29 protein-coding genes and 1 riboswitch are annotated in these 24,389 nt (G+C 70.7%); of the genes, 13 read left to right on the top strand and 16 right to left on the bottom strand.

Annotation, left to right across the window (positions count from 1 at the left end):
- Position 1: 1 nt before the first annotated feature.
- A complete protein-coding gene (soxC, locus tag ACODTB_RS04980; protein ID WP_291121231.1) occupies positions 2 to 1,345 on the bottom strand; it encodes a sulfite dehydrogenase in 1,344 nt (447 codons plus the stop codon).
- Positions 1,346 to 1,587: 242 nt separating this feature from the next.
- On the opposite strand from soxC, the gene ACODTB_RS04975 reads away from it, so the two are divergent.
- The 4 genes from ACODTB_RS04975 to ACODTB_RS04960 all read left to right on the top strand — a co-directional run bounded on the left by ACODTB_RS04975 (position 1,588) and on the right by ACODTB_RS04960 (position 5,549).
- Complete coding sequence (locus ACODTB_RS04975) at positions 1,588 to 1,890, top strand: c-type cytochrome (RefSeq protein ID WP_291121233.1); 303 nt, start codon at positions 1,588 to 1,590, stop codon at positions 1,888 to 1,890.
- A gap of 11 nt (positions 1,891 to 1,901) precedes the next feature.
- A complete protein-coding gene (locus ACODTB_RS04970; protein ID WP_291121235.1) occupies positions 1,902 to 3,179 on the top strand; it encodes an FCSD flavin-binding domain-containing protein in 1,278 nt (425 codons plus the stop codon).
- A gap of 65 nt (positions 3,180 to 3,244) precedes the next feature.
- Entirely contained in the window at positions 3,245 to 4,042 is a 798-nt protein-coding gene (locus tag ACODTB_RS04965) for an alpha/beta fold hydrolase (RefSeq protein ID WP_291121237.1), read from the top strand.
- Positions 4,043 to 4,072: 30 nt separating this feature from the next.
- Positions 4,073 to 4,181: riboswitch (TPP riboswitch) on the top strand.
- 66 nt (positions 4,182 to 4,247) lie between these two features.
- A complete protein-coding gene (locus tag ACODTB_RS04960; protein WP_488929171.1) occupies positions 4,248 to 5,549 on the top strand; it encodes a purine-cytosine permease family protein in 1,302 nt (433 codons plus the stop codon).
- A 26-nt stretch (positions 5,550 to 5,575) separates the two neighbouring features.
- On the opposite strand, the gene thiD is transcribed toward ACODTB_RS04960, so the two are convergent.
- The gene (gene thiD, locus ACODTB_RS04955) at positions 5,576 to 6,415 is read right to left on the bottom strand and encodes a bifunctional hydroxymethylpyrimidine kinase/phosphomethylpyrimidine kinase (protein ID WP_291121241.1); all 840 of its coding nucleotides are present in this window, start codon (positions 6,413 to 6,415) and stop codon (positions 5,576 to 5,578) included.
- Positions 6,416 to 6,554: 139 nt separating this feature from the next.
- Between thiD and ACODTB_RS04950 the strand changes: the two genes are divergently transcribed.
- The 4 genes from ACODTB_RS04950 to ACODTB_RS04935 all read left to right on the top strand — a co-directional run bounded on the left by ACODTB_RS04950 (position 6,555) and on the right by ACODTB_RS04935 (position 9,670).
- A complete protein-coding gene (locus tag ACODTB_RS04950; RefSeq protein ID WP_291121243.1) occupies positions 6,555 to 7,634 on the top strand; it encodes an FAD-dependent oxidoreductase in 1,080 nt (359 codons plus the stop codon).
- A 16-nt stretch (positions 7,635 to 7,650) separates the two neighbouring features.
- Positions 7,651 to 7,848 carry a sulfur carrier protein ThiS gene (thiS, locus tag ACODTB_RS04945; RefSeq protein WP_291121245.1) on the top strand — a complete coding sequence of 66 codons (198 nt, stop codon included), beginning with the start codon at positions 7,651 to 7,653 and terminating at the stop codon, positions 7,846 to 7,848.
- A gap of 18 nt (positions 7,849 to 7,866) precedes the next feature.
- Positions 7,867 to 8,679, top strand: coding sequence for a thiazole synthase (locus tag ACODTB_RS04940; protein WP_488929170.1), 813 nt, complete (start codon positions 7,867 to 7,869; stop codon positions 8,677 to 8,679).
- Positions 8,680 to 8,740: 61 nt separating this feature from the next.
- Entirely contained in the window at positions 8,741 to 9,670 is a 930-nt protein-coding gene (locus tag ACODTB_RS04935; protein ID WP_291121248.1) for a thiamine phosphate synthase, read from the top strand.
- 1 nt (position 9,671) lies between these two features.
- On the opposite strand, the gene ACODTB_RS04930 is transcribed toward ACODTB_RS04935, so the two are convergent.
- The gene (locus ACODTB_RS04930) at positions 9,672 to 10,217 is read right to left on the bottom strand and encodes an MOSC domain-containing protein (protein ID WP_291121250.1); all 546 of its coding nucleotides are present in this window, start codon (positions 10,215 to 10,217) and stop codon (positions 9,672 to 9,674) included.
- A 137-nt stretch (positions 10,218 to 10,354) separates the two neighbouring features.
- Between ACODTB_RS04930 and ACODTB_RS04925 the strand changes: the two genes are divergently transcribed.
- On the top strand, positions 10,355 to 10,942 hold the full coding sequence (locus tag ACODTB_RS04925; protein ID WP_488929131.1) for a glycine zipper 2TM domain-containing protein: 588 nt from the start codon (positions 10,355 to 10,357) through the stop codon (positions 10,940 to 10,942).
- A gap of 15 nt (positions 10,943 to 10,957) precedes the next feature.
- Here ACODTB_RS04925 and ACODTB_RS04920 read toward each other — a convergent pair whose 3' ends face one another.
- Both ACODTB_RS04920 and ACODTB_RS04915 read right to left on the bottom strand, forming a co-directional pair.
- Positions 10,958 to 11,443, bottom strand: a complete 486-nt coding sequence (locus tag ACODTB_RS04920) for a hypothetical protein (protein WP_291121254.1) — start codon at positions 11,441 to 11,443, stop codon at positions 10,958 to 10,960.
- 149 nt (positions 11,444 to 11,592) lie between these two features.
- Entirely contained in the window at positions 11,593 to 12,114 is a 522-nt protein-coding gene (locus tag ACODTB_RS04915; RefSeq protein WP_291121255.1) for a hypothetical protein, read from the bottom strand.
- Positions 12,115 to 12,256: 142 nt separating this feature from the next.
- Between ACODTB_RS04915 and ACODTB_RS04910 the strand changes: the two genes are divergently transcribed.
- Positions 12,257 to 12,496, top strand: a complete 240-nt coding sequence (locus ACODTB_RS04910; protein WP_291121257.1) for a SlyX family protein — start codon at positions 12,257 to 12,259, stop codon at positions 12,494 to 12,496.
- Between the two features lie 18 nt (positions 12,497 to 12,514).
- Here ACODTB_RS04910 and ACODTB_RS04905 read toward each other — a convergent pair whose 3' ends face one another.
- The 6 genes from ACODTB_RS04905 to ACODTB_RS04880 form a co-directional block, all read right to left on the bottom strand.
- Positions 12,515 to 13,114: a flavin reductase family protein gene (locus ACODTB_RS04905; protein WP_291121259.1), complete on the bottom strand. Its 600-nt coding sequence runs from the start codon at positions 13,112 to 13,114 to the stop codon at positions 12,515 to 12,517.
- 24 nt (positions 13,115 to 13,138) lie between these two features.
- Positions 13,139 to 13,864: an enoyl-CoA hydratase/isomerase family protein gene (locus ACODTB_RS04900; protein ID WP_291121261.1), complete on the bottom strand. Its 726-nt coding sequence runs from the start codon at positions 13,862 to 13,864 to the stop codon at positions 13,139 to 13,141.
- Between the two features lie 58 nt (positions 13,865 to 13,922).
- Positions 13,923 to 14,663, bottom strand: coding sequence for an SDR family oxidoreductase (locus tag ACODTB_RS04895; protein WP_291121263.1), 741 nt, complete (start codon positions 14,661 to 14,663; stop codon positions 13,923 to 13,925).
- Complete coding sequence (locus ACODTB_RS04890) at positions 14,660 to 15,118, bottom strand: carboxymuconolactone decarboxylase family protein (protein ID WP_291121265.1); 459 nt, start codon at positions 15,116 to 15,118, stop codon at positions 14,660 to 14,662. Before ACODTB_RS04890 ends, ACODTB_RS04895 begins: the two co-directional genes overlap by 4 nt.
- Positions 15,119 to 15,360: 242 nt before the next feature.
- Positions 15,361 to 16,335, bottom strand: coding sequence for an RNA polymerase sigma-70 factor (locus tag ACODTB_RS04885; RefSeq protein ID WP_291121267.1), 975 nt, complete (start codon positions 16,333 to 16,335; stop codon positions 15,361 to 15,363).
- A 45-nt stretch (positions 16,336 to 16,380) separates the two neighbouring features.
- A complete protein-coding gene (locus tag ACODTB_RS04880) occupies positions 16,381 to 17,538 on the bottom strand; it encodes an aromatic ring-hydroxylating oxygenase subunit alpha (RefSeq protein ID WP_291121269.1) in 1,158 nt (385 codons plus the stop codon).
- Positions 17,539 to 17,628: 90 nt separating this feature from the next.
- Here ACODTB_RS04880 and ACODTB_RS04875 point away from each other — a divergent pair, with 90 nt between their 5' ends.
- Together ACODTB_RS04875 and ACODTB_RS04870 are read left to right on the top strand one after the other, a co-directional pair.
- Positions 17,629 to 18,600, top strand: coding sequence for a diacylglycerol/lipid kinase family protein (locus tag ACODTB_RS04875; RefSeq protein ID WP_291121271.1), 972 nt, complete (start codon positions 17,629 to 17,631; stop codon positions 18,598 to 18,600).
- Positions 18,597 to 19,385 (top strand): metallophosphoesterase family protein, encoded by a 789-nt coding sequence (locus ACODTB_RS04870; RefSeq protein ID WP_291121273.1) that lies wholly within the window; start codon positions 18,597 to 18,599, stop codon positions 19,383 to 19,385. Before ACODTB_RS04875 ends, ACODTB_RS04870 begins: the two co-directional genes overlap by 4 nt.
- 122 nt (positions 19,386 to 19,507) lie before the next feature.
- Here ACODTB_RS04870 and ACODTB_RS04865 read toward each other — a convergent pair whose 3' ends face one another.
- The 5 genes from ACODTB_RS04865 to ACODTB_RS04845 form a co-directional block, all read right to left on the bottom strand.
- Positions 19,508 to 20,407, bottom strand: a complete 900-nt coding sequence (locus ACODTB_RS04865; RefSeq protein WP_291121275.1) for an NAD(P)/FAD-dependent oxidoreductase — start codon at positions 20,405 to 20,407, stop codon at positions 19,508 to 19,510.
- Positions 20,382 to 20,855 carry an Rrf2 family transcriptional regulator gene (locus tag ACODTB_RS04860; RefSeq protein WP_291121277.1) on the bottom strand — a complete coding sequence of 158 codons (474 nt, stop codon included), beginning with the start codon at positions 20,853 to 20,855 and terminating at the stop codon, positions 20,382 to 20,384. The genes ACODTB_RS04865 and ACODTB_RS04860 overlap by 26 nt, the downstream gene beginning before the upstream one ends.
- A 57-nt stretch (positions 20,856 to 20,912) precedes the next feature.
- A complete protein-coding gene (locus ACODTB_RS04855) occupies positions 20,913 to 21,434 on the bottom strand; it encodes a GNAT family N-acetyltransferase (RefSeq protein WP_291121279.1) in 522 nt (173 codons plus the stop codon).
- Positions 21,431 to 21,952 carry an Mpo1 family 2-hydroxy fatty acid dioxygenase gene (locus ACODTB_RS04850; protein ID WP_291121281.1) on the bottom strand — a complete coding sequence of 174 codons (522 nt, stop codon included), beginning with the start codon at positions 21,950 to 21,952 and terminating at the stop codon, positions 21,431 to 21,433. Before ACODTB_RS04850 ends, ACODTB_RS04855 begins: the two co-directional genes overlap by 4 nt.
- 79 nt (positions 21,953 to 22,031) lie before the next feature.
- On the bottom strand, positions 22,032 to 22,832 hold the full coding sequence (locus tag ACODTB_RS04845) for a hypothetical protein (protein ID WP_291121283.1): 801 nt from the start codon (positions 22,830 to 22,832) through the stop codon (positions 22,032 to 22,034).
- A gap of 33 nt (positions 22,833 to 22,865) precedes the next feature.
- Between ACODTB_RS04845 and ACODTB_RS04840 the strand changes: the two genes are divergently transcribed.
- A partial coding sequence (locus ACODTB_RS04840) for a DEAD/DEAH box helicase (RefSeq protein ID WP_488929130.1) occupies positions 22,866 to 24,389 on the top strand: 1,524 nt, incomplete at its 3' end.

Genomic DNA, 24,389 nt, shown 5'->3' with positions numbered 1-24,389 from the left:
ATCAATACACCTGGACGTTGGAGACTTCGCCGTTTTCAGCGACCCGCCATGACTGGATGGCGTTCTGGTGGTAGATCGAGCGCGTTCCGCGCACGGCGCGCAGTTGGTTGATCTTGGGTTGTACGTAGCCGGTGCTGTCGATGGCGCGGCTCTGCAGCACGGCGGGCTTGCCGTCCCACACCCAGTCGATGTTGAAACGCGTCAGCGCCTTGGGCAGCAGCGGGCCTTCCAGCCGCGCGGTGCGCCAGTTGCGCCCGCCGTCGGTGCTCACGTCCACGCGCTTGACGGTGCCGCGGCCCGACCAGGCCAGGCCGGTGATGTTGTAGTAACCCTTGTCCAGCAGCGTCTGGCTGCCCGAGGGCGTGGTGATCACGCTCTTGCACTCCTGGATGCCGGTGTACTGGCGGTGCGTGCCGTCGGGCATGTGGTCGATGTAGTGCACGGCCTCGTCCTTGGTGGCCCATTTCTGGTCCCCCACCTCCAGGCGGCGCAGGTACTTCACCCAGCTCACGCCCTGGATGCCCGGCACCACCAGGCGCAGCGGGTAGCCGTTCTCGGGGCGCAGCATCTCGCCGTTCATGGCCCAGGCCACGAGGCAGTCGTCCATCGCACGGTCGATGTCGATGGTGCGCGTCATTGACGAGCCGTCGGCGCCCTCAGCCAGCACGTACTTGCCGTTCTTCTTGTCGTAGCCGCACATCTCCAGCAGCGTGGAGAGCAGCACACCGGTGAATTCGGAACAGCTCACCATGCCGTGCGTGTACTGCACCGAAGGCAGCGCCACGTTGCCCCACTCCGGCGCGGAGTTGGCGCCGCATTCGATGAAGTGGATGCGCGAGACGCTGGGCAGGCGCATCAGGTCGTCCATGGTGAAGACGCGTTCGCGCTTGACCAGGCCGTTGACCATCAGGCGGTGCTGGGAGGGATCGATGTCCCACCAGCCCTGGTGGTGGCGCTCGAAGTGCAGGCCGCTCGGGGTGATGATGCCGAACAGGCCCTGCAGCGGGGTGAAGCTCACCGAAGCCTGGGGCACGCGCGTGAGGCCCGGGCTCTGGCGTCGCTGCAGGTTGCCTTCCCACTTGCTGGGCAGGCCGTAGCCCAGCGTGGCCACGGGCTGGCCCAGGCCGGTGCTGTGCGCGGGCAGCTTGAGGATGGCGTCTTCGCCTTCGGCGGCCAGGGCGCGCGTGGAGGCGGCGGCGCTGGTCACGGCGCCCGCGCCCATGGCGAGGGCCTTGCCCATGAAGCTGCGGCGCGCCTTGCGCGCCTGCTCCAGCTTCTCGGTGCTCAGGTGGTTTTCCGGGGCGGGCAGCACGCGCCCGATGACGTCACTCAGGTCTGTTGACACGGTGGGATTCCTTGTGGGTGGGCGATGGCCTGTCGCCTGGGATGAGGGAATATATGAGTGATTGCTGATATTCGGATTAGTATAAACCCGTACCGCTGAGGGTTAACACCGTGAGCACCGCCCTGCCCCGCTGCTAGCATGAACCATCGAAATATGCGTACTTACGGATAGTTAGGCACCGCAAGGCCCGTCTGCTACATTTTTGGATGCACTTACGTTTCGACACCCCACAGGAGACCACGATGGTGAAAACGATGAAATGGCTGGCGGCGGGCGTGCTCTGCGCCGCGGCCATGGGGGCTCAGGCCCAGGTCAATCAGATCAAGGTGTGGGCCGCGGCCTGCGCCAACTGCCATGGCACCGATGGCCGCGCGCAGCCCGGCGCCATCTCGCTGGCCGGCCAGGGCAAGGACGATCTGCTGCAGAAGCTGCTGGACTTCAAGGCCGGCAAGCGGCCCGCGACCATCATGCACCAGCTCGCCAAGGGCTACACCGACGAGCAGCTGGGCGACATCGCCGGTTATTTCGCCGCCCAGAAGAAATAAGGAGCCCCACCATGAAACGCCGTCAATTCGTTCAAACGCTGGGGGCCGGTTCGGCCGTCGCCAGCCTGGGTCTCATGGGTGGCTGCGCCACCACCGGCAGCGGCGCCAAGGTCGTCGTGGTCGGTGGCGGCTACGGTGGCGCCACCGCCGCCAAGTACGTGCGCCTGTTCTCCGACTACGGCATCGACGTGACCCTGGTCGAGCCCAACGCGGCCTTCGTCTCCTGCCCCATCTCCAACCTCGTGCTCGGCGGCCACAAGACCATGGCCGACATCACCACGCCCTACGACAACCTGAGCAAGCGCCACGGCGTGAAGGTGGTGCGCGACAGGGTGGCCAGCATCGACCCGGCCAAGCGCACCGTCAAGCTGGCCAGCGGCGGCGAGCTGCCCTACGACCGCCTGATCCTCTCGCCCGGCATCGACTTCATGATGGACACCTTGCCCGGCATGGCCAAGCCCGGCGCGACCGACAAGGTGCTGCACGCCTGGAAGGCCGGCCCGCAGACGCTGGCGTTGCGCCAGCAGCTCGAGGCGATGCCCGATGGCGGCGTGTACGCGTTGTCCATCCCGCTCGCACCCTACCGCTGCCCCCCCGGCCCCTACGAGCGCGCCTGCATGGTGGCGAGCTACTTCAAGAAGGCCAAGCCGAAAAGCAAGGTGGTCATCTTCGACGCCAACGACGACATCACCTCGAAGAAGGGCCTGTTCATGAAGGCCTGGGACGAGCACTACAAGGGCCTGATCGAGTACCGCCCCAAGCACAAGCTGGTGGACGTGGACGCCGCCACCAACACGCTGAAGTTCGAGTTCAACGACGACTTCAAGGCCGGCGTGGCCAACGTGCTGCCCACGCAGCGCGCGGGCGACATCGCCGTGAAGACCGGCCTGGCCACCGCCAACGCGCGCTGGTGCGAGGTGGACTTCCTGACCTTCGAGTCCAAGGCCGCGAAGAACATCCACGTGCTCGGCGACGCGATCCAGATCGCTCCCGGCATGCCCAAGTCGGGCCACATGGCCAACCAGCACGGCAAGACCTGTGCGGCCGCCGTGGTCTCGCTGCTGCAGGGCAAGGAAGCGCCCTCGCTGCCGATCTACGCCAACACCTGCTACAGCTTCGTCACCGCCACCGACGTGGTGCACGTGGCCAGCGTGCACAAGTACGACGCGGCGCAGAAGACCATGCTGACGGTGCCCGGCTCGGGCGGCCTGTCCAGCGCGGCGAGCGAGCTCGAAGGCCAGTACGCCATGGCCTGGGCGCGCAACATCTGGGCCGACTCGCTGGCCTGAGCCCCGGCTTCGTGAAAGCCCCGCTCGCGGGGCTTTTTCTTGTCCGTTGTCCACCGAGGAGTTCCATGAAACGCCGTTCCTTCGCTTCGCTCGCCTTGTTCCCCCTGTTCGCGCGGCCCGCCCTGGCGGCCGAGCGCATCGGGGTGCTGATGCTGCATGGCAAGAACCCGGGCGGTCCCGCCAGTCCGCAGTACGCGCCCGTGAAGGCCGCAATGGAAAAACAGGGCTGGCTCGTCTCACTGCCCGACATGCCCTGGTCGCGCAACCGCTACCTGCAAGGCCACTGGGACGGCGCCATGGCCGAGATCGCCCAGCACGTGAAAGCCCTGCAGGACCAGGGCGCCACGCGCATCGTGCTCATGGGCCACAGCATGGGCGTGCCGGCCGCCATGAGCCATGCCGCGCGCGGCGGCACTGCGCATGCGCTGGTGCTGCTGGCGCCGGGCCACGTGCCACAGGGCTATTTCACGTCGCCCAGCCTCACGCCGGTGCGCGACAGCATCCACACCGCGCGAGAGCTGGTGGCCGCTGGCAAAGGCGAGGAAAGCCAGCGCTTCCTGGACATCAACCAGGGCCGACAGCAGCCAGTCGTCACCACCGCGAAGAATTTCCTCTCGTACTTCGACCCCGAGTCGGACGCCGACATGGGCGTGACCGCACCGAAGCTGCCGCCGAGCCTGCCCGTGCTCACCGCCGTTGGGGAAAAGGACCCCTTGTTCACCCGGGTGCGCGCCTACTATGTCGACAAACTGCCGACGAACCCGAAGACCCAACTGCTGGAAGTTCCGGGCGGGCACCTGGACACGCCCCAGGTGGCGCTCGACCAGGTCATGCAGTGGATTCCCCAGGCCGTCGGGGCCTGAGCCGTATACTTCGTCCCGCGCCGTTGCTGGCGCATCCGCTAGGGGTGTTGCCCCGGGTTTTCTGCCCGGGTGCGACTGAGAGAGTCCCTTTGAACCTGATTGAGGTAATCCTCGCGCAGGGAAGCAGGCCGAAGATCCCAGCCTCGCTGCAGGGCACCCGGCCCAGCCCACCTGCTTCAACACTGCTTGGAGCGTTTCCATGTCGATGACCCCGTCCCCGGCCAACCAGGCCCTGACCCCCGTGCCGCAAGGCAACCGGGTCTTCCACTTCCACGAACACGCCGCCCTCTGGTTCAGCCTGGGCACGGGCCTGCTGGTCATGCAGATCGGCGCCTACCTCGTGCCCGCCGTGGGCACGCGCGACGCGGTCATCGCCATCGTGCTGGGCTCGATCATCGGCGCCGGCCTGCTGGCCTGGACGGCGCGCCTGGGCTGCCAGACCGGCCTGTCCAGCGCTGGCCTGATGCACGCCACTTACGGCAGCGCCTTCGCGCGCCTGCCGGTGCTGCTCAACATCGCGCAACTGGTCGGCTGGACCACCTTCGAACTGGTCATCATGCAGGAAGGCACGGTCGCCATCCTGAAGCAGGCGCTGGGCGCCGAACCCGGCGGCCTGCTTGACGGCACCGGTGGCAAACTGCTGGCCACCCTGCTGTGGGGCGGCGTGCTCACCGCGCTCATGGCCGGCTCCATGCTCACGCTGGTGCGCCGCTTCGTGAGCCGCTTCGGCCTGCCGCTGGTGATCGCCTCGCTGGCCTGGCTTACCTGGCAGTTCGGCACGCGCCTGCAGGCGCAGGGTTTCGAAGGCTTCTGGAACCGGCCCGGCGCTGGTGGCATGGGCCTGTTCTCGGCCATGGACCTGGTGATCGCAATGCCGGTCTCCTGGCTGCCCCTGGTGGCCGACTACGCGCGCCATGGCAAGCGCACGGCCACCACGCTGGGCGGCACCTGGCTGGGCTATGCGCTGGCCAACATCTGGTGCTACGCGCTGGGCGTGCTGGTGGTCAGCACGGTGGAGCCGGGCACCAACCTCGTGGGCGCGCTGCTGCTCGCGCAGGGCGGCCTGATCGCGCTTGGCCTGATCCTGCTCGACGAAATGGACAACGCCTACGGCGACGCGCACTCGGGCGCGGTCTCGGTGCACAGCCTGCGCCCGCGCTGGAGCATCCGCGCCGCCGGCCTGGGTTTCGCCGTGGTCTGCACCGGCCTGGCGCTGCTGCTGCCCATGCACACGCTGGAGCCCTTCCTGCTGCTGCTCAGCTCGGTGTTCGTGCCGCTCTACGGTGTGATCCTGGGCCGCCTGGGCACCGGGGTGGCCACGGGCCCGGCCCGCACGGTGGACTGGAGCGCCGCCGCGCTGTGGGTGCTGGGCATCGCCTGCTACCACCTGCTCGCGAAGTTCGCGCCGCAACTCGGTTCGGCCCTGCCCACGCTGGCGCTGACCTTCGTGCTCGCCGCGCTCTCGCGGCCGCGCAATGCCGGCGGGCTCAGCCCGGCACGGGCCTGAACCGCATGCCGTCGCGCCGCTTCGCCTCAGCCCCGGGGCCGCTTGTGCAGCGCGAGCGGTGCGTGGCCGTGGTTGAGCGGCCCGTGACCGGCGCCGGTGTACACATTGGCGCCCATGGCGATGGCCTGCAGGATGTAGCTGCGCGCCTTGGCCACCGCCTGGTCCAGCGGGTTGCCCAGCGCGAGGTAGGCCGCGATGGCCGACGACAGCGTGCAGCCCGTGCCGTGCGTGTTGCGGCTTGCGATGCGCGGCGAGGCCAGGCGTTGCGCGGGCCCGTCGCCGCTCACCAGCAGGTCGGCGACCTCGTCGCCCGGCAGGTGGCCGCCCTTGAGCAGCACCGCCTTGGCCCCCAGCGCGAGCAGGTCGCGCGCGGCGGCGTCGAGTTCATCCGCATGGGCAATCGGCCGGCCCAGCAACAGCGCGGCCTCGTCCAGGTTGGGCGTGACCACCGTGGCCAGCGGGAACAGCTCGTCCACCAGCACCTGCACCGTGTCGGGCGCGATCAGGCGGTCGCCGCTGGTGGCCACCATCACCGGGTCGAGCACCACCTGCTTCACCTCATAGTGCCGCAGCGCCCAGGCCACGGTGCGCACGATCTCGGGCGCGTGCAGCATGCCGATCTTCACCGCATCCACCCCGATGTCGTCGAGCACCGCGCTCAGCTGCGCCTTGAGCATTTCGGGCGGCACGCCGTGGATGCCGCTCACGCCCAGCGTGTTCTGCGCGGTCAGCGCGGTGATGGCCGTCATGCCGTAGCAGCCCAGGGCCGCGAAGGTCTTGAGGTCGGCCTGGATGCCGGCGCCCCCGCCGCTGTCGGAGCCGGCGATGGAGAGGACGCGGGTGTAACGTTGCGCTTCGTTGCTCATGGCAGGGATTCTAGAGACACCCCCCGCGCGGCTGCGCCGCTCCCCCTCCGCAGCGCGAAGGGGGCGCACCCTGGGCCCGGCAAAGCCGGATCCTCGGGTGCTCTGGATTCATACCTCGCTCCTCCAGTCCCTCTTTGACATGAACGCATCCTCCAAACCCGACGCGGTGGTGCTCGGCGCCGGCCTGATGGGCCGGCTGCTGGCCTGCGCATTGGCGCAGCGCGGACACCGCGTCGAAGTGATCGACGCGGGCGGCCCCGAGGCCGCGCACGCCGCCGCGCGCGTGGCCGCCGCCATGCTCGCGCCGCTGGCCGAATCGGCCGTCACCGAACTCAACGTGGTCCGCATGGGCCAGCACGCACTCGCGCGCTGGCCGCAGCTGCTGGCCACGCTCGAACGCCCCGTGTTCTTCCAGCAGAGCGGCACGCTGGTGCTCTGGCACCGGCAGGACGCGGCCGAGGCCGAGCGCTTCGCCGGCCAGCTCGCGCGCACCAGCGCCGCCCTGCCCTCGCTGCCGCAGGCGCAGCGCCTGGACGGCGCCGCGCTCACCGCGCTGGAGCCAGCCCTGGCCCACCGCTTCGCGCAAGGCCTGTACCTGCCCGACGAAGGCCAGCTCGACAACCGCGAGCTGCTCGCCGCGCTCGCGCACCAGATGCAGGTGCTGGGCGTCGCGGTGCGCTGGCACACGGCGCGCACGCCCGACGAGGTGGACCCGGGGCCCGATGCCTGGCTCTTCGACTGCCGGGGTCTGGGCGCGCAGCCGCAGTGGCCCGCCTTGCGCGGGGTGCGCGGCGAGGTCGCGCGCATCCATGCGCCGGGCGTGAGCCTGTCGCGCCCCACGCGCCTGGTGCACCCGCGCTACCCCCTGTACATCGCGCCCAAGCAGGACGGCCTGTTCGTGATCGGCGCGACCGAGATCGAGTCCGACGACCTCTCGCCCGCCAGCGTGCGCTCCACGCTGGAGCTGCTGAGCGCGGCCTACACCGTCCACCCGGGCTTCGGCGAAGCGCGCATCGTCGAGCTGGGCGTGCAGTTGCGCCCCACCCTGCCCGACAACCTGCCCGCGCTGCGCCTCACCGGACCGCGCAGAATGGCGATCAATGGCCTGTACCGCCATGGCTTCATGATCGCGCCGGCCGTGCTGGACGCCGCGCTCGAAGTGGTGGACCAGGGCCACTCGCCGCTGGCCGACGCCCTTGGGCTGGCGGTCATCCGCTGAACGAACGGAACCTCGCATGAACGTGATCATCAACCAGGAAACCCGCGAACTGCCCGAAGGCGCCACGCTGGCCGACGCGCTGCTCGTCTGGGAGCCGCCCGCCGTGTTCGCCGCCGCCGTCAACCTGCAGTTCGTGCCCCGCACGGGTTACGCCCAGCACCGACTCAACGACGGCGACCGCATCGAAATCATCGCCCCCATCACCGGGGGCTGAGGACACACCGCCATGGACATGAACACCCCACCGCTCGCCCAGGAAGACCCGCTGGTGCTCTACGGCGAGACCTTCGCCGGGCGCCTGCTGCTGGGCACCTCCCGCTACCCCTCGCCCGCCACACTCGAAGCTGCGGTGAAGCGCTCACAGCCCGCCATGCTCACCGCCTCGCTGCGGCGCCAGGGCGCCGCGCAGCCCGAGGCCGGCGCGGCGTTCTGGAAGCTGCTGCAGGAACTGGCCGTGCCGGTGCTGCCCAACACCGCCGGCTGCCACACCACGCAAGAGGTGATCACCACCGCGCAGATGGCGCGCGAGGTGTTCAACACGCCCTGGATCAAGCTCGAACTCATCGGCGACGACTACAGCCTGCAGCCCGACACGCTCAACCTGGTGGACTGCGCGCGCCAGCTGATCAACGACGGCTTCAAGGTGCTGCCCTACTGCACCGAAGACCTGGTGCTGTGCCAGCGCCTGGTGGACGTGGGCTGCCAGGCCGTGATGCCCTGGGCCGCGCCCATCGGCACGGGCCAGGGCCCGGTCAACCCCTACGCCATGCGCCTGCTGCGCGAGCGCCTGAGCGTGCCGCTGATCGTGGACGCCGGCCTGGGCCTGCCCTCGCACGCCTGCACCGTGATGGAGTGGGGCTTCGACGCCGTGCTGCTCAACACCGCCGTGGCGCTCGCGCAGTCGCCGGTGGACATGGCCGGCGCCTTCGCCGACGCCGTGCGCGCCGGCCGCGCCGCCTACCGCTCGGGCGCCATGCAGCCCCAGGCCAGTGCGCAGCCGAGCACGCCCGTGATGGGCACCCCGTTCTGGCACCACGGTTCATGAGCGCAGCGCAGGGCCGCTCCCCGACAAGCTCGCACCGCAGTGCGCTGCACGGAGATTTCACATGAGCACCACGATCACCTCCACCGAAGCGATGGTCCAGGCCATCGTGGACGCCCACCGCGCCACGCTGGCCCTGCCCCTGGCCCCGCATGCCGTGCCGCCCGCGCCCGCCTCCGACGACCCGGTGTTCGTCGCCGCGCTGCAGGCCGCGCACGAACTCGGCTTCATCGACATCGACGCCGTCTGCGTGGCGCGCGCCTGGTCCACCCGCACGCGGCGCACCGGCCTTTTCGACGCCTCCCATTGGCCCGACGAGCCGGCCGACTTCGACATGGCGCCCTTCCCGCGCGAGCACGCCTTCGCGGCCTGCCCACCCGAGCTCGGTCTCTACGCCGTGATGCCCGATGCGGACTGGACGGTGCGCATGGCGCGCGCAGGCGTGCCCACGGTGCAGTTGCGCTTCAAGTCCGGCGACGCGCAAGCCATCCGCGCCGAGATCCGCGCCGCCGTGGCCGGCGTGCAGGGCACGGGCGCGCTGCTGTTCATCAACGACCACTGGCAGGAGGCCATCGAGGCTGGCGCTTATGGCGTTCACCTGGGCCAGGAAGACCTGCAGGCCATGGCCCCCGAAGACCTGGCGGCCATCCGGCGCGCCGGCCTGCGCCTGGGCCTGAGCACGCACGGCTACGCCGAGATGCTGATCGCCGACCGCCACAACCCGAGCTACATCGCCATGGGCGCGGTGTTTCCCACCACGCTCAAGCAGATGGCCACCGCACCCCAGGGCACGGGCCGCCTGCGCGCCTACGCGCCCCTGCTGCGCGGGGTCACGCACATGGCGATCGGCGGCATCGACCTCGGCAACCTGCCCGAGGTGCTGAAGAGTGGCGTGCGTTCGGTGGGGGTGGTGCGCGCCCTCATGGCCGCGCCCGATCTGGACGCGGCGGTGGCCGAATGGACGGCCGCGCTGGCGCGCGACACAGACGCCTGAACTAGACCGGTCGCAGCGGCACGTGCGGGACGGTGGCCCGCAGCACCCGGATGCGGTCCTGCGCGGAGACCTCGCCGCCGTGCAGCACCACCGCCATCACCCCGGCCTTGCGCACCAGCTCCCCATCGGCCGTGTGGCCGAGCACTGCGGCCAGCAGGCCGGGCTGGAAACGATCGATCTGCACGCAGGGGTTGCGCAAACCGGTAATGCGCACCCGCGCCTGGGCCCCCAGCTGCAGTTCGGTGCCGGTGGACAGCTCCAGCAGATCGATGCCTTCGGTGGTGATGTTCTCGCCCAGATCGCCGGGGTGCACCGTGTGCCCCTGGTGGGCCAGGGCGATAAACAACTCGGCCTGCAGCAGGTGCACCTGGCGCAGGTTGGGCTGGCTGGGATCGCGCGCCACGCGCGAGAGGTGCTGCACCGTCGCCCCGCAGTGCGCATCGCCCTGCACGCCCAAGCCCTCGAGCAGGGTGATCGCATGCACCCGCTCCTTGGAGAAGTGGTGCAGGCGGCTCCGGTGGACGGCGATCACTCGGGCGTCGTTCATGGTGCGTTCCGTTTTAGCACACAGGCCGTTTTCCAGTGAGCCCAGGGCCACCTCCACGTCGGTGTCCTGGCGCACAGACCCGCCCCCGGGGCGAGAGGCACATTGGACCGCATGAACCTGTCCCACAAGGAGCGACCATGAACCTCTTTCCTATCCCATTCCCCGTTTCTCACCGCCATGCCCTGCTGGCAGCGGTGGCTGTGCTGGGCCTCGCCGGCTGCGGCTCCCGCCCGCCCGTGAGTTCCCAGGCCTACCCTTCACCGGTGTACCAGTCGCCCGCCCCGGGCCAGGCGGTGGTGCGCGACTACCGGCGCCGCGAGTCGGAAACCCTGTACGAGGTGCCGGTGAGCGCCTCGCGCGCCATCTACGGCGGTGGGCAGCGCTGCTGGATCGAGCGCGAGGAAGTCGAGCGCCGGCGCAGCGTGCCGGGCGCGATCGTCGGCGGTGTCATCGGCGGCATTCTGGGCCACCAGATCGGCGGCGGTTCCGGGCGCGACATCGCCACCGTGGGTGGCGCGGTGGCGGGTGTGGCCGTGGGCTCCAACGTGGGCCGCAACAACCCGCAGACGCAGGAGGTGCAGCGCTGCTCCAACGTGAGCAGCGACAGCGCGCCCGAGTACTGGGACGTGAGCTACACCTTCCGTGGCGTGCAGCACCACGTGCAGATGAGCTCCCCTCCAGGGCGCACCATCCTGGTCAACGAGAACGGCGAACCGCGCCTCTGAGGGCGGGTCGCCGCGTCAGGCGCTGTCCGCCACGTGGCGGGCGGCGCGCCGGACTTCCGTCAGACGGGTCCGCAGGGCCAACGCGGGCCGTTCGCCTTCGAGCCATTCGTTGGGGGTCACGAACCAGAGCCCGAGTTCCGGGCCCTGCAGCACACCCCCCAATTCCGCGCACACCATCGGCACCTCCGGGTGCACCATGGCGCGTTCCAGGTCGAACTGGAACAGGGGCAGCACGATGCCCCAGGGGCTGTCCATGGCCACCGCCATGCCCGAGACGATCCAGCGCGCCACCAGCGAGACCGGCTGGGAGATCTGCAGTTGGGCGTCGCGCAGCGCCTGCTGCCGGATCAGGTCGGCCAGCTCGTCACCGCTGACCAGTCCCCCCGTGTCGGCGAACGCCGCGGCAATGGACATCCACCGGTGCGGCTCGCTCGCGGCGGGTGGCGGCGCCATCTGACAGCGCTTCATCGGAGCGGCGGTGGGCAGGTAGAGGTCGGCCATGGAATTCCCCTGGTAGATGGTCCCGTGCGGGGTGGTGCGCGAGGACATCCGAGAATGCCGCAGGCCATGCGCTGGGGTCTGGAACAAGGCACGCAGCGACATGCCGGGGGCACATACCGGCCGCACGCGGGCACCAAATGCGGTCAGGCTCAGCCGCCGAGCGCCACGTAGCGGTCGGCGCGGGCGGCGTACCGCACGGCCTGCAGGGTGGTCTGCATGGCCAGGGCCGGCCGCTCGCCGTGCAGCCATTCGTTGGGGGTCACGAACCACAGCGCCAGCTCCGCGCCTTCCAGCACATCGCGCAGTTCCGCCAGCACGACGGCCACCCCGGGTTGCAGCGAGGCGCGCGGCAGATCGAACTGGAACATGGGCAGCAGGTGGCCCCACGGGCTGTCGATCGACACCACCGAGCGCGACACGATCCAGCGGGCCACGAGCGACACCGGCTCGCTCACCCGCAGGCTCGTGTCCAGCAGGCACTGCTCCCGGATGCGCGTGGCCAGTTCGTCGCCGCTGATCAGGCCGCCGGTGTCGGCGAAGGCCGAGGCGGTGGCCATCCAATGGCACGGTGGCATGCCATCAGCCTGTTGCGGCGGTGCAGGCAGTTCGACCACAGTGTCGTTGAACCAGGTTGAGACGGGCGTTTCGGTGAACGGGCGGACATCGGCCATGGGGCTCCTCCAGGTGGGGTGCGCACAAGGCGCTTGGATGCCTTCGAGGGTGGCTCGCCCGCTTTCCAACGTCTGTGCGATGACACACAGTGGCTTTTGCGCCACGGCCCTGTCCTTCCCGTTCTTGTCGTCCAATAGGGGCATGACCACGACCTCCCCCGTCCCCGTCCTGGGCGCCGACACCGAGCAGCGCCTGACCGAACTCGAAATCAAGGCCAGCTACGCCGACGACCTGCTCGACACGCTCAACCAGCTGGTGGCGCGCCAGCAGGAACAGATCGACCTGCTGCTGCGCGAGGTCGGCCGCCTGCGCCAGCAGGGCGGGCCAGACGCCGCACCCGCCGTGCGCAACCTGCGCGACGAGCTGCCGCCGCACTACTGAGGCGAAGGCCTGCGGGCCTCAGCCGCTGCCCACCTGCAGCGACGCGCCCGTTGCGTAGAACTGCCCCCCGGCCACGTAGTGCAGGGTGCGCAGATGATCGGGCGCGCCATCGAAGTGCCAGCGCCCTGCGCGGAACACCCGCTCGTCCGCCCAGGCACCCACCACCTCGCCGATGAACAGGTCGTAGGTGGTCTGGTTGTGCGGTTCGGGCATCAGCCGGCACACCAGCCAGGCCACGCAGCCTTCCACCAGCGGCACGGCCTCGTGCCCGGGGGCGTGGAAGGTCTTCACCCCGTGGCGCGCGAGCTTGTCCGGCACGGTGAGTGCGCTGTCGGTGCCCACGCCAAGCGTGAGCGCGGCCAGGCCGACCGACGGCACGCACAGCGCAAAAGTGCCGCTGCCCTCCACCAGCGCGCGCGTGCGCGTGGCCTTGTCGATCACCACCGTCACCTTGGGCGGTGAAAAATCCAGCGCGCAGGCCCAGGCGGCCGACATCACGTTGACCTCACCCGCGTGGGCCGAGGACACGAGCACGGTGGGGCCGTGGTTGATGAGGCGGTAGGCCTTGTCGAGGGGAACGGGCTGGAAGAAGCGGGGTTCGGGTGCCGGGGTGGTCATGCCCGGCATTGTGCAGAGCCGGCCTCAGGTCCGCTGGTCGCCGGGGCCGGTGACCGCGTCCGCCAAGGGGTTCAACCGCTGGTGGACGGCGGTCTCGCGCGCCAGCGACGCGCCGAAGTCGCCCAGCTGCTCGCGGTGCACCAGTTGCTTGACTTCCGCCAGCAGCGCCGGGCTGCTGCGCGCGAGCTGTTGCGCCAGCTCGCGCGCCTGGGCCTGCAATGCGCTGTCCTCCACCACCTGCCACACCAGGCCCCAGCGCTCGGCATCCACGGCGGCCAGCTCCTGCCCCAGCATCAGCAGGCCCTTGGCCTTCTGCAGCCCGACCAGGCGCGGCAGCAGCGCGGCCACGCCGCCGGTGCCGAACAGGCCCACCTGCACCTCGGGCAGCGCGAAGCGCGCACCGCGCGCGGCCACGGCAAGGTCTCCGTTGAGCATGAGCTCGACCCCCGCGCCCACCACCCAGCCCTGCACCGCAATCACCACCGGCTGGGGGCAGCGCACGAGCAGCGAGGCCAGGGCCTGCAGGGTCTCGACGAAGGCGGGGGTGGGCGGGTCGTCGCGGTCCTTGCCGGCGCAGAAAGCGCGGCCTTCGCCGCTGAGCAGGATGACCCGCACTGCCGGGTCGGCCACGCCGGCCTGCACCGCCGCCAGCAGGTCGCGCGCGAGCGCGAGCGTGAGGGCATTGAGGCGTTCGGGCCGGTTCAGGCGCAGCTCAAGCACGCCCGCATCGAGGGTCTGGATCAGGTGCATGGGCGAGAGCGTACACGCGGCGCCATCGCAGGGCGCTGGGCCCGACCACCGGGCCCCGCTAGGAGGCCAGCCACTGCGCCAGAGAGACCTTCCCGATGCGCGCGTTGGGGCCGGGAATGAGGGCGTTGCCCTCCAGCGGCGAACCGAAATACGTGGCCCTGGGGTCCGACACCACCTCGCGCCGATCCTGGCGCGCCTGGAACACCTGGCGGACGAGCTGGTCCAGCGGCACGGCTTCGGGCCCCGCCACTTCGCAGGTGCCGTTGAGCGGTGCCTGCACCGCCACGTCCGCCAGCGCCACGGCCACGTCGCTCGCCGCGATGGGCCGCAACGGCGCCGAGGGCAGGCGCACGGTCTGGCCTTCGGTGGCCGCCTGGGCGATCGGCATCAGGAACTCGTGGAACTGGGTGGCGCGCACAAGGGTGTAGGGCACCGGCCCGGCCTGGATCAGCGCTTCCTGCGCCACCTTGGCACGGAAATAGCCGCTCGCCGGCACGCGCTCCGAACCCACCACCGACAGGGCGACGAAGTGCCCCACGCCGGCGCGCGCGCTGACGTCCAGCAGGTTGCGGGTGGAGGCGCGGAAGAAGTGCATCACTGCCTCGTCCTCGAACGATGGCGAGTTGCTGACGTCCACCACCACCTGCGCACCGGCCAGGGCCTCGCTCAGGCCCTCGCCCGTGACGGCGTTGACGCCCGACGACGGCGAGGCCGCCGTCACCGCATGGCCGGCCTGGCGCAGCAGGGCGGTGAGTTGCTTTCCGATGAGGCCGCTGCCTCCGATGACCACGATGTTCATGCGATCTCCTTCTCGGGGACGGGTGCGTGCATGCCCACGGCCATGCGGTTCCAGGCATTGATCTGGGCGATGGTCCAGCACAGCTCGACGATTTCCTGGTCGCTGAGCTGGTGCTGCAACTGCGCGAAATCCGCGTCGCGGTCAGCGTGGTGCTCCGCCAGGCGGGTCAGGGATTCGGCCCAGTTCAGCGCCGCACGCTCGCGCTCGCTGTACAGGCTGGTCTCGCGCCAGGTCACGAGGCTGTTGATGCGCTGCCAGCGCTCGCCGTGCTTGCGCAGGTCGCGCACGTGCATGTCCACGCAGAAGGCGCAGCCGTTGAGCTGCGAAACGCGCGTCTTCACGAGTTCGATCAGGATCGTGCCGAGCGAGGAGCCGGCGGTGGTGGCACCGACGGCAGCCATGGCCTGGTAGGCCTTGGGTGCGATCTCGGTCCAGGGGAGTCGGGGTGATTTCATGCTTCGTCTTTCAGAGGGTTGGGGAACACACCTCTGAAGACGGTCAAGGCCTCGGGTTTGTGACAGGTAGGGCCTGTTCACCCTATTTTTCCAAGATGCGTTGCGGATCAAAAAGGCCCTGCGCAAGGCGCGAAACGCAGACGGGCCGGTGGCCCGGCGAGGCTTCGCAACGCAGCGCAGGGCCTTTTTGGCCGCAACCCGAAGGGAATGGGTTGAAAACAGCGCCACTCTTCGTTGCACTCCTAGGCCAGACCCCCAGTCTGGCCGTCGTCGCGCGCCTCGATTGGCGCTGTTTTCAACCCATTCGCATTTGGAAAAATAGGGTCAACAGGCCCTAGGTCGCGGCCCAGCGCGACGGCGATGCGCGCGAGCTTGTCGGGGTTGCGTTGCACATGCAGGCGCAGGATGCGCTCGCCGTCGGTCACGAACGACTGCGCCGACTCCAGCCCGCCCCGGATGAAACGCAGCAGGCCCCACTGCCCGTTGAGCACCACGACCTCGAAGCGCACGCCTTCGCCGAAGCGCCGGTGCGTGGCGTAGTAGAGCTGCGCGATGCGCCGCCCGCCCACCAGCGGCACGCCGAAGCTGGGCACCTTGCCGCCGCCGTCGCCGATCAGTTGCGCGTCCTCGGCCAGCAGCGACTGCAGCCGGTGAAACTGCCCGGTGGCGGCCGCATCGGCAAAGCCGCGCAGCAGGCGCAGCTGGGCCTCGCGCGGCACGATGTGGCGCGGCCGGTCGTCCTGCAGCTGCGCCTTGGCGCGGTGCACGATCTGGCGGCAGGCGCTCTCGGTCTTGCCCAGGGCCTCGGCCACCTCGCCGTAGTCGGCGTCGAACACCTCGCGCAGCAGAAAGGCCGCGCGCGCCTCGGGTGCGAGCCGCTCCAGCATGGCGAGAAAAGCCACCGACACGTCGTCGGCGCGCTCCAGCAGCTGTTCGGGCGTCACCGGCGCATCGGCCAGCAGCGGCTCGGGCAGCCAGGTGCCGATGTAGTGCTCGCGCTGCACCTTGGCGCTGCGCAGGCGGTCGATCGCCAGGCGCGTGGTCACGGTCACCAGCCAGGCCTCGCTGCTGTCCAGATCGGCGTGCGCGGCCTCGTGCCAGCGCAGCCAGGCGTCCTGCACCACCTCCTCGGCTTCGGCTGGCGAGCCCAGCATGCGGTAGGCGATGCCCTGCAGCCGGGGGCGCAGGCGGTGGAAGGTGGTGGTGGGATCGTTCATGACCTGCCAGACGGGCGAGCGCCCGGTTTTGTGACAGGCGCGATGCTAAGCGCCCTCGCCCGCCATGCGCTGCACCGAGGCGTGGAAGGCCTCGCAGGCGAACTCGTTCTCGCCAAAACACAGGGCCTGGTTCGCCCCGCTGTCCAGCCCACGCTGCATGCTGGCCGCGAGCGCGAAGTCCTCGTCGATCGCGGTCCAGAACATGTCGAAGTTGCGCTGCCAGTAGCTGTCGCTGCGGGTGGCCAGGTGCTGGCGCGGCGCGATGAGCCAGCCATCCACCTGCGTGGTGGCGGCGTCGGTGGGCGAGAGCGCGAAGGCGTTGATGTGGTCGCCCTCCCAGAGCAGCAGGGTGGAGGGAAACAGGAAGTAGATGGTGTTGATCGTCTTCGCAAAGCCTTCCAGCGTGGCGGGCGGTTCGCTCAAATCCTCGAAGCTGCGCTTGGGCAGCACGATGCGCTGGTGGTCGCCCAGCTGGTCGTGCACCACCACGTTGTCGTGGAACAGGTAGGCGATGGTCTCGCGGTGGGCGTAGGCGAAGTGGTAACTCTCCAGGTTGGCGTCGAGCACCAGCTTCCAGTTCGAGGCCTGGGTGAAATGGCGGTGGCGCTGCACGCGCGCAGCGGCGTCGAAGCCCAGGCCGTCGATCTCCTCGCCCAAGGGGCCGAAGTACGCGGCCCAGTCGAACGCGGGCAAGGCCGTCGCCACCACCCAGACCAGGCCGAAGCGCTGCGCGCAGGGCAGCTCGACCAGGCCGGAGCTGGCCTTGGGCGCGTGGGGAAAGTCGCGGTCGTGCGGGCGGCCGACGCAGGCGCCGTCGCTGCCGTAGGTCCAGCTGTGGTACGGGCACACGAAGCGCTCGCGCCCCTGGCCACAGGCACCTTCGGGCACCAGCGCCGCGCCCCGGTGGCGGCACACGTTGATGAAGGCGCGCAGCTGCCCGTCGGCACGGCGGGTGAGCAGCACCGGCACCCCATGCACCGAACGCGCCAGCCAGTCGCCGCTCGCCTGCAGCGCGGCCGCGTCGGCCACCGCCTGCGGCAGCCGGCGCAGCGCGGCGAGTTCGCGCTGGTGGCGCGCGGGGTCGAGGTAGCGCGCCACGGGCGACCAGTTGCCGGGCAGGCGCTGGCGGTGTTCACCGCTCAGCGCGGCCTTCACGCGGTCGAACAGTTGGGCGGCGGGGGAGGTGGGCAGCGGCGCGTTCATGCCCACCATCATCGCCAGCCGGACCGGCTTGTGCCATGGGGTTTTCAACCAGCGCCGCTACACTGGACCGATCCCATCCCTTGGCCATCCATGCCCGAAGCCCCCCCTTTCGATCCGGCCTCGACGCTGCACTTCGTCATCAACAGCCGCTCCGGCAGCCAGGACGGCGACGGCACGCGAGCGACCATCGAGGCCGCGCTGCGCGCCTCGGGCCGGCCCGGCCAGCTGCACGTGTGCGAACCGGCCGACCTGCCGCGCCGCACGGCCGAACTGGCGCGACAGGCGCGCGAAACGAACGCCGCCATCGTGGCCGTGGGTGGCGACGGCACCATCAACACCGTGGCCCAGGCCGCCCACGCCGCCGGCTGCGCCCTGGGCGTGATCCCGCGCGGCACCTTCAACTATTTCGCGCGCACGCACGGCATCGCCACCGACGTGGCCGATGCCATGGCGCAACTGCTGGGCGCGCGGCCCGAGCCGGTGCAGGTGGCCGCCGTCAACGAGCACATCTTCCTGGTCAACGCGAGCCTGGGCCTGTACCCCGACCTGCTGGAGGACCGCGAGGTCTGGAAGAACCGATTCGGGCGCAGCCAGTGGGTGGCGATCTGGGCGGCCTTCGCCACCCTGTTTCGCGCGCAGCGGCGCCTGAAACTGCGCATCGGCCTGGACGGCGCGCAGCGCGAGGTGAAGACACTCACCTTGTTCGTGGGCAACAACCGCCTGCAGCTGGAGCAGGTGGGCGTGGTGCAAGGCCAGCGCCCCGACGGCGCGCGAGACAACGGCCGCGTCACGGCGGTGATGCTCAAACCCATCGGCACCCTGGCCCTGCTGCGCCTGATGTGGCAAGGCGCCATGGGCACGCTTGGCGAGGCCGACGACATCGAGCACTTCGAATTCCAGCAGATGGTGGTGCGCGCGCCGTCGGTGGCGGGCGCGCGTCGCCTGAAGGTCGCGGTCGATGGGGAAGTCCTGCGCATGAAGGCGCCGCTGGATGTGCGCGTGCTGCCGGTGCCCCTGTTCCTCCTCAAACCGGCACCCGCCGACCGCGAGGCCCCCGCTTGAGCGCGATCCTGCAGGTCTCGGACCCCCACTTCGGCACCGAGCGGGCGCCGGTGGTGCGGGCCCTGGTGCAGCTGGCCCAGCGGCTGCGGCCGGACCTCGTGGTGCTCTCGGGCGACATCACCCAGCGCGCCCGCGCGCCCCAGTTCGAGGCCGCGCGCCGCTTCATGGACCAGCTGGGCGCGCCCCGGCTGGTGATCCCGGGCAACCACGACATCCCGCTGTTCAACGGCTGGGCCCGGCTGGTGCGGCCCTACGCGGGCCACCGCGCGGCCTTCGGCGACGAACTCGAACCGCAGTTCAGCTCCACCGGGCTCATGGTGCTGGCCGTGAACACCACGCGCGCCCACCGGCACAAGAACGGTGAGGTGTCGGCGGCGCAGGTCGCGCGCGTGGCGGCGCGGCTGGCCGAGGCCACGCCGGCCCAGTTGCGCGTGGTGGTGGTGCACCAGCCGATTGACGTGCAGCGCCCGCAGGACGAACCCGACCGCCTGATCGGCCACGCTGCCGCGCAGCACGCCTGGGCCGCTGCTGGGGCCGACCTGGTGATGGGCGGCCACATCCACCTGCCCTATGTGATGCCCCTGCCTGGCCTGGCGCGGCCGATGTGGGCGGTGCAGGCCGGCACCGCCGTCTCGCACCGCGTGCGCCCTGGCGCACCCAACTCGGTGAACCTGGTGCGCTGGCATGCGGCCGAGCGCGCCTGCGCGATTGAGCAATGGGACTACGCGGCCACCGAAGAGGCGTTCGTGCAGGTGCGGGTGACGCGCCTGCAGCCCGGGAGGTAAAGCACCCCCTGCGCCGCTTCGCGGCGTCCCCCTCTCTGGCGCCTTCGGCTGGGAGGGGGACGGCATCTTGGGCCGGCGGAGCCGGACCCTCGATGCCCCTGGAGGGTGTCATCTCGTGCGAATCAGCCGAACATCAGGGTGCGGTGCGCGCTGGCCCCGGCCATGGCGCCCGCGCCCACCGAGATCGCCACGTTGCCGGCCGCGCGCGCGGCATCGCCGCAGGCGAACACGCCGGGCACGCTGGTGCCCTGCATCGCGTCGGTGCGGATGAAGGCACCCGTGGGGCCTTCGTCCATGGCGCAGCCCAGCTGCGCCGCCACCGGGCTGGCCATGTGCGTGCGCGCCATGGTGAACAGGCCGTCCAGGGCGAAGCGGCGGCCATCGCGCAGCTCCACCGTGGCGGTGTCCACCAGGCGCGCCACCGCGCCGGTTTCCACCGCGACACCGCGCGCGGCCAGCGCGGCGCGCTGCGCATCGTCGGGCACGAAGGCTTCGTTGAGGAACAACGTGGTCGAGCCCCAGTCCGGCAACATCAGCGCGTGGTGCATGGACATCTCGCTGACCGCCAGCACGCCGATGCGCCCGTTGTCGAGCTCGTAGCCGTGGCAGTACGGACAGTGGAAGACGCCTCGACCCCAACGCTCGGCCAGGCCTTCGATGGCGGGCAGCTCGTCCACCACACCGGTGGCGATCACCAGGGTGCGGGCCTGCTCGGTGTGGCCGCCGTCGAGCGCCACGCCAAAACCCTCGCCCTGCGCCTCGGCGCGCGCCACGGTGCCGTCCAGCCAGCGCACATTGGGGTAGGCGAGCAACTGGGCCTTGCCCTCGGCGGCGATGTCGCCGGGCGCGCGGCCGTCCTGGCCCAGGAAGCCGTGCGAAGCGCTGGCGAAGCGGTTGCGGCGCAGGCCGGCGTCGATCACGAGCACCCGGCGGCGCGCCCGCGCGAGCTGCAGGGCGGCGGACAGACCGGCGTAGCTGCCGCCGATCACGATGGCGTCATTCGGGGAGGTGGTGGTGAGCATGGTGGCTCCTGGCATGGGGGTGGGCGTCGAAACGGCGGTTGAAATCGGCCGCGAGGTCGGCCAGCGTCACGCGGCCCAGTCGCTGCACCAGCAGCGCCTGGGCCTCCTGCAGCGCACCCGACAGCGCCTGGTTGACCGCCTGCTCCACCAGGCACGCGGGGTTGTCCGAGCGGTGGCCGATGGCGAACACGGTGGGTGCGCCGACCGCGTCGTACACGTCGCGCAGGGTCACGGTCTTGAGGTTGCAGGCCAGCACCCAGCCGCCGCCGTGGCCCCGTTCGGAGCTCACGAAGCCGGCCTCGCGCAGGCCGGCGAGGGTGCGGCGCACCACCACCGGGCTGCTGCCCTGCAGGCAGGCGGCCAGGGCCTCGGAGGTCATGGGCCGCTCGCTCTGCGCCATGTGCAGCAGCAGGTGAAGGATGGACGAGAGCTTGCTGTCGAGTTTCATGTAACTTGAATAGTTACATGAAAACAACTTCAGCGCCGCCGCGCGCTGATCAGCCCGTCAGCGCGTGTGGTTTTCGGCTTCCGGCGGCCGCACGTCGAAGGCCTCGTGGTAGCTCACCTCGCCGTGCGGCACCCGCCCGTTGAAGGCCAGGGCCTGGAAATACTCGGGTGGCACGCCCGGCAGCAGCAGCGTGGGCACGGCGCGAAAACCGAAGCGGCCGTAGAAGGCCGGTTCGCCGAGCAGCACGCAGCCACCCGCGCCCTGCTCGCGCAGGCGCTGCAGGGCCGCGCGCATGAGCCCGCTGCCCACGCCCAGCCCCTGGTAACCGGGCAGCACCGAGATCGGGCCCAGGCCGAACCAGTGCCGTGTGCCGTCCGACACCGTCACCGGCGACACCGCCACATGGCCCACCACGGCGCCCTGCCGCTCATCGACCAGCGACACGGCGAGCTGCCCCGCGGCGCGCAGGGCGTCGACGATGAGGTGCTCGGTGTGGCTGGTGTGCGGCGCGCGCTGGAAGGCCGCCGCCGTCAGGGCGTGGATGGCTTCGACGTCGCCGGGCGACTCGGGCCGGATCACTTGGCGAGCTCGCGGCCGCCGTGCACCGGGCCCGCGCGCGACTCGACCACCGCCTCCACCTCGCGGCGCAGGCCCATCAGGAAGGCGAGCTCGGCCACCACGAACAGCGGGCCGATGATCAGCCCCATGACGTCGTCCACGAAGGCCGGCTTGCGGCCTTCGAAGATGTGGCCGACGAACTGGATCACCCAGCCCACCACGAACAGGCCCACGCCGAAGGTGGCCCAGGCGCCGGGGGACAGGCCGGCCGTGGCATGCGCCACCGCCAGGCAGGCCGCGAGCAGCAGGCCCATCACCACGCCGAAGCGCAGGTCCAGCCGCAGGTAGTAGAGCGTGGCGGCGATCACCGCCAGCGTGGCCAGGGACAGGGGCAGGCCCGCCACGTCGAAGGCCGGGCGCGCCAGCAGCACCACGACCGAGAGCACGATCATGGGAATGCCGATGAAGTGCGTGACGATGTTGCGGCGGTCGCGGTGGTAGGCCGCGTACTGGCTCAGGTGGTCGTTCAGGGTTTTCATCGTGGTCTCCGAGAAACAGCACAGGCGCACATCATCGCCAGAGTGGCCCTGCCGCGCCAGTGGGATTTCACCGATCGGGTCACAGCAGCGACTGCGGATCGTCCTCCGGCCGCACCGCCGGCCCGCTGCGCGCCAGCGCCATCCACACGTGGAAGGGCAGGCGTTCGACCGCGCGGCGCGGCGCCTCGCGCGCCACCACCAGGCGCTCGCCTTCGAGCTGCATCACGCCGCACTCGGGTGGCACTTCCTCGGGCGTGGCGATGGGGCGGCCCTTGGCGTCCTGCCCCAGCACGTACCAGCAGGCGCTGGCCAGGCCCAGGTAGGCGGCGCGTTTGGCGGGTTTGCGCAGGTCGCCCAGCAGATCGGCCCGGCTCACCTTGATCTCGTGCACCACGGGCTCCAGGTAGGCCTCCACGGTGGTGTGGCGCACCGAGAACACGTCCGGAGAGGCCATGCACCAGCCATGCTCGGGAGCCGTCGCGGCGCTGGCCTCGCTCTCGAAAGCGCAGGCCTGCAGCGGGCCGCCGGTGTCCGCAGCGGGCTCGCCGCCGAGCAGCGCGCGCGGCAGCGGCACGCGCAGCATCAGGCCGCGCCAGCTGAGCCGCCCAGCCTGCGCCATCGCCGTGGCCACGCGCTCCACCAGGGCCTCGTGCGGCGTGCGCGCGGCCTTGTTCTGGCTGAACACCTCGGCCAGCCGCTGGATGCCGGCCTCGGTCACGCGCAGGCTCTCGAAACCCTCGGGCGAAGGCCGGCGCTCCAGCAGGCCGGCGGCGAGCAGTTCCACCTCCAGCATGTCGTGGCAGGGCCAGCCGGCGGAGCGGTAGATCTCGCGCAGGCGCTGGTGGTGGCGCCGCGTCAGGGCGGGGGCGATCGCAGGCATCCACTGACTATATATCCAGTACCATGGCGGGTCATGTCGGCCAACCCACCGTCCATCGACACGACCACCGCCTCGGTGGCGGTGCGCGTGCTGTGCGCCTTCGCGGCCAAGGCGGGCGACCTGGACCTGCGCTTCACGCCCTCACCCAGCGCGCAGGACGGCATCGCCGGCCACGCCACCGTGACCGCGCGGCGCGCGGCGGGCTACCAGCGCGAGGTGCCGCTGAGCGCGCGCTTCGGGGAGTTGCGGGTGCAGGGCCGGGCCGATGGCTTCGACCCGGCGGTGCCGCGGCTGGAGGAGATCAAGACGCACCGGGGCGATGCCGCGCGCATCCCCGACAACCACCGCGAACTGCACTGGGCGCAGGCGCGGGTCTACGGCTGGATGCTGTGCGAACAACACGCGCTGGAGCGCATCGAACTCGCGCTGGTCTACTTCAACATCGACACCGGGCAGGAGACGGTGCTGCCCGTCTGGCACAGCGCGGTGGAGCTCAAGGCCTTCTTCGAAACGCTGTGCGCGCGCTACGCGGGCTGGGCGCGAGCCGAGCTGGCGCACCGCGCCGCGCGCGATGAGGCGCTGCGCGCGCTGGGCTTTCCGTTCGAGGGCTTCCGGCCCGGGCAACGCGAACTGGCCGCCGCCGTCTACCGCTGCCACGGCGCCGGGCGCCACCTGCTCGCGCAGGCGCCCACGGGCATCGGCAAGACCATGGCCACGCTGTTCGCGGCCCTGCGCGCCGCGCCCGCCCAGGGCACGCACAAGCTCTTCTACCTGACCGCCAAGACGCCCGGGCGCCAGCTCGCGCTGCACGCCCTGCAGCGCATGAAGGCGCAGCCGCTGCGCGTGCTCGAACTGGTCGCGCGCGACAAGGCCTGCGAGCACCCGGACAAGGCCTGCCACGGCGAGTCCTGCCCACTCGCACGCGGCTTCTACGACCGCCTGCCGGCCGCGCGCGAGGCCGCCGCGCAGGCGGGCTGGCTCGACAAGGCCGCACTGCGCGAGATCGCCCTGCGCCACGAGGTCTGCCCGTACTACCTGGGCCAGGACCTGCTGCGCTGGAGCGACGTGGTGGTGGGCGACTTCAACCACTTCTTCGACCTCAGCGCGCACGCCTGGTCGCTCACGGTGGGCGACGGGCTGCGCGTGGGCCTGCTGGTGGACGAGGCACACAACCTGATCGAACGCGCGCGGCTCATGTACAGCGCCGAGCTGCGCCCCGCCGCCTTCCAGGCCGTGCGCAAGGGCGCACCGGCCGCGCTGAAGAAGACCATGGACCGGTTGCAGCGCCCCTGGAGCGCGCTGGCGCGCCTGCAGACGCAGGACCACACGGTGCTGCCCGAACTGCCGGGTGCGTTCATCGAGGCGCTGCAACACCACAGCGCGGCGCTGTCGGACCACCTCGCGCTCGAGCCCGAGGGCAGCGGCGCGGCCGGCCTGCAGGACTGGCTGTTCGAGGTGCAGCGCTTCCTGCGCGTGGCCGAGGTGTTCGCCGACCATTCGCTGGTGGACCTCACGCCCCCGCCGCGGGGGGGGGGGGGGGGGGGGGGGGGGGGGGGG

This window comes from Hydrogenophaga sp. FG152, assembly GCF_057809615.1.
Note: the sequence above shows the minus strand (reverse complement) of the source record. Positions and strands in the feature narration are given on the sequence as shown.

Bases quoted from the DNA above. Each gene is read 5' to 3' on its own strand.
- ACODTB_RS04975 (WP_291121233.1), top strand. From the start codon at position 1,588: ATGGTGAAAACGATGAAATGGCTGGCGGCGGGCGTGCTCTGCGCCGCG.
- ACODTB_RS04970 (WP_291121235.1), top strand. From the start codon at position 1,902: ATGAAACGCCGTCAATTCGTTCAAACGCTGGGGGCCGGTTCGGCCGTC.
- ACODTB_RS04965 (WP_291121237.1), top strand. From the start codon at position 3,245: ATGAAACGCCGTTCCTTCGCTTCGCTCGCCTTGTTCCCCCTGTTCGCG.
- ACODTB_RS04960 (WP_488929171.1), top strand. From the start codon at position 4,248: ATGACCCCGTCCCCGGCCAACCAGGCCCTGACCCCCGTGCCGCAAGGC.
- thiD (WP_291121241.1), bottom strand. From the start codon at position 6,415: ATGAGCAACGAAGCGCAACGTTACACCCGCGTCCTCTCCATCGCCGGC.
- ACODTB_RS04950 (WP_291121243.1), top strand. From the start codon at position 6,555: ATGAACGCATCCTCCAAACCCGACGCGGTGGTGCTCGGCGCCGGCCTG.
- thiS (WP_291121245.1), top strand. From the start codon at position 7,651: ATGAACGTGATCATCAACCAGGAAACCCGCGAACTGCCCGAAGGCGCC.
- ACODTB_RS04940 (WP_488929170.1), top strand. From the start codon at position 7,867: ATGAACACCCCACCGCTCGCCCAGGAAGACCCGCTGGTGCTCTACGGC.
- ACODTB_RS04935 (WP_291121248.1), top strand. From the start codon at position 8,741: ATGAGCACCACGATCACCTCCACCGAAGCGATGGTCCAGGCCATCGTG.
- ACODTB_RS04930 (WP_291121250.1), bottom strand. From the start codon at position 10,217: ATGAACGACGCCCGAGTGATCGCCGTCCACCGGAGCCGCCTGCACCAC.
- ACODTB_RS04925 (WP_488929131.1), top strand. From the start codon at position 10,355: ATGAACCTCTTTCCTATCCCATTCCCCGTTTCTCACCGCCATGCCCTG.
- ACODTB_RS04920 (WP_291121254.1), bottom strand. From the start codon at position 11,443: ATGGCCGACCTCTACCTGCCCACCGCCGCTCCGATGAAGCGCTGTCAG.
- ACODTB_RS04915 (WP_291121255.1), bottom strand. From the start codon at position 12,114: ATGGCCGATGTCCGCCCGTTCACCGAAACGCCCGTCTCAACCTGGTTC.
- ACODTB_RS04910 (WP_291121257.1), top strand. From the start codon at position 12,257: ATGACCACGACCTCCCCCGTCCCCGTCCTGGGCGCCGACACCGAGCAG.
- ACODTB_RS04905 (WP_291121259.1), bottom strand. From the start codon at position 13,114: ATGACCACCCCGGCACCCGAACCCCGCTTCTTCCAGCCCGTTCCCCTC.
- ACODTB_RS04900 (WP_291121261.1), bottom strand. From the start codon at position 13,864: ATGCACCTGATCCAGACCCTCGATGCGGGCGTGCTTGAGCTGCGCCTG.
- ACODTB_RS04895 (WP_291121263.1), bottom strand. From the start codon at position 14,663: ATGAACATCGTGGTCATCGGAGGCAGCGGCCTCATCGGAAAGCAACTC.
- ACODTB_RS04890 (WP_291121265.1), bottom strand. From the start codon at position 15,118: ATGAAATCACCCCGACTCCCCTGGACCGAGATCGCACCCAAGGCCTAC.
- ACODTB_RS04885 (WP_291121267.1), bottom strand. From the start codon at position 16,335: ATGAACGATCCCACCACCACCTTCCACCGCCTGCGCCCCCGGCTGCAG.
- ACODTB_RS04880 (WP_291121269.1), bottom strand. From the start codon at position 17,538: ATGAACGCGCCGCTGCCCACCTCCCCCGCCGCCCAACTGTTCGACCGC.
- ACODTB_RS04875 (WP_291121271.1), top strand. From the start codon at position 17,629: ATGCCCGAAGCCCCCCCTTTCGATCCGGCCTCGACGCTGCACTTCGTC.
- ACODTB_RS04865 (WP_291121275.1), bottom strand. From the start codon at position 20,407: ATGCTCACCACCACCTCCCCGAATGACGCCATCGTGATCGGCGGCAGC.
- ACODTB_RS04860 (WP_291121277.1), bottom strand. From the start codon at position 20,855: ATGAAACTCGACAGCAAGCTCTCGTCCATCCTTCACCTGCTGCTGCAC.
- ACODTB_RS04850 (WP_291121281.1), bottom strand. From the start codon at position 21,952: ATGAAAACCCTGAACGACCACCTGAGCCAGTACGCGGCCTACCACCGC.
- ACODTB_RS04845 (WP_291121283.1), bottom strand. From the start codon at position 22,832: ATGCCTGCGATCGCCCCCGCCCTGACGCGGCGCCACCACCAGCGCCTG.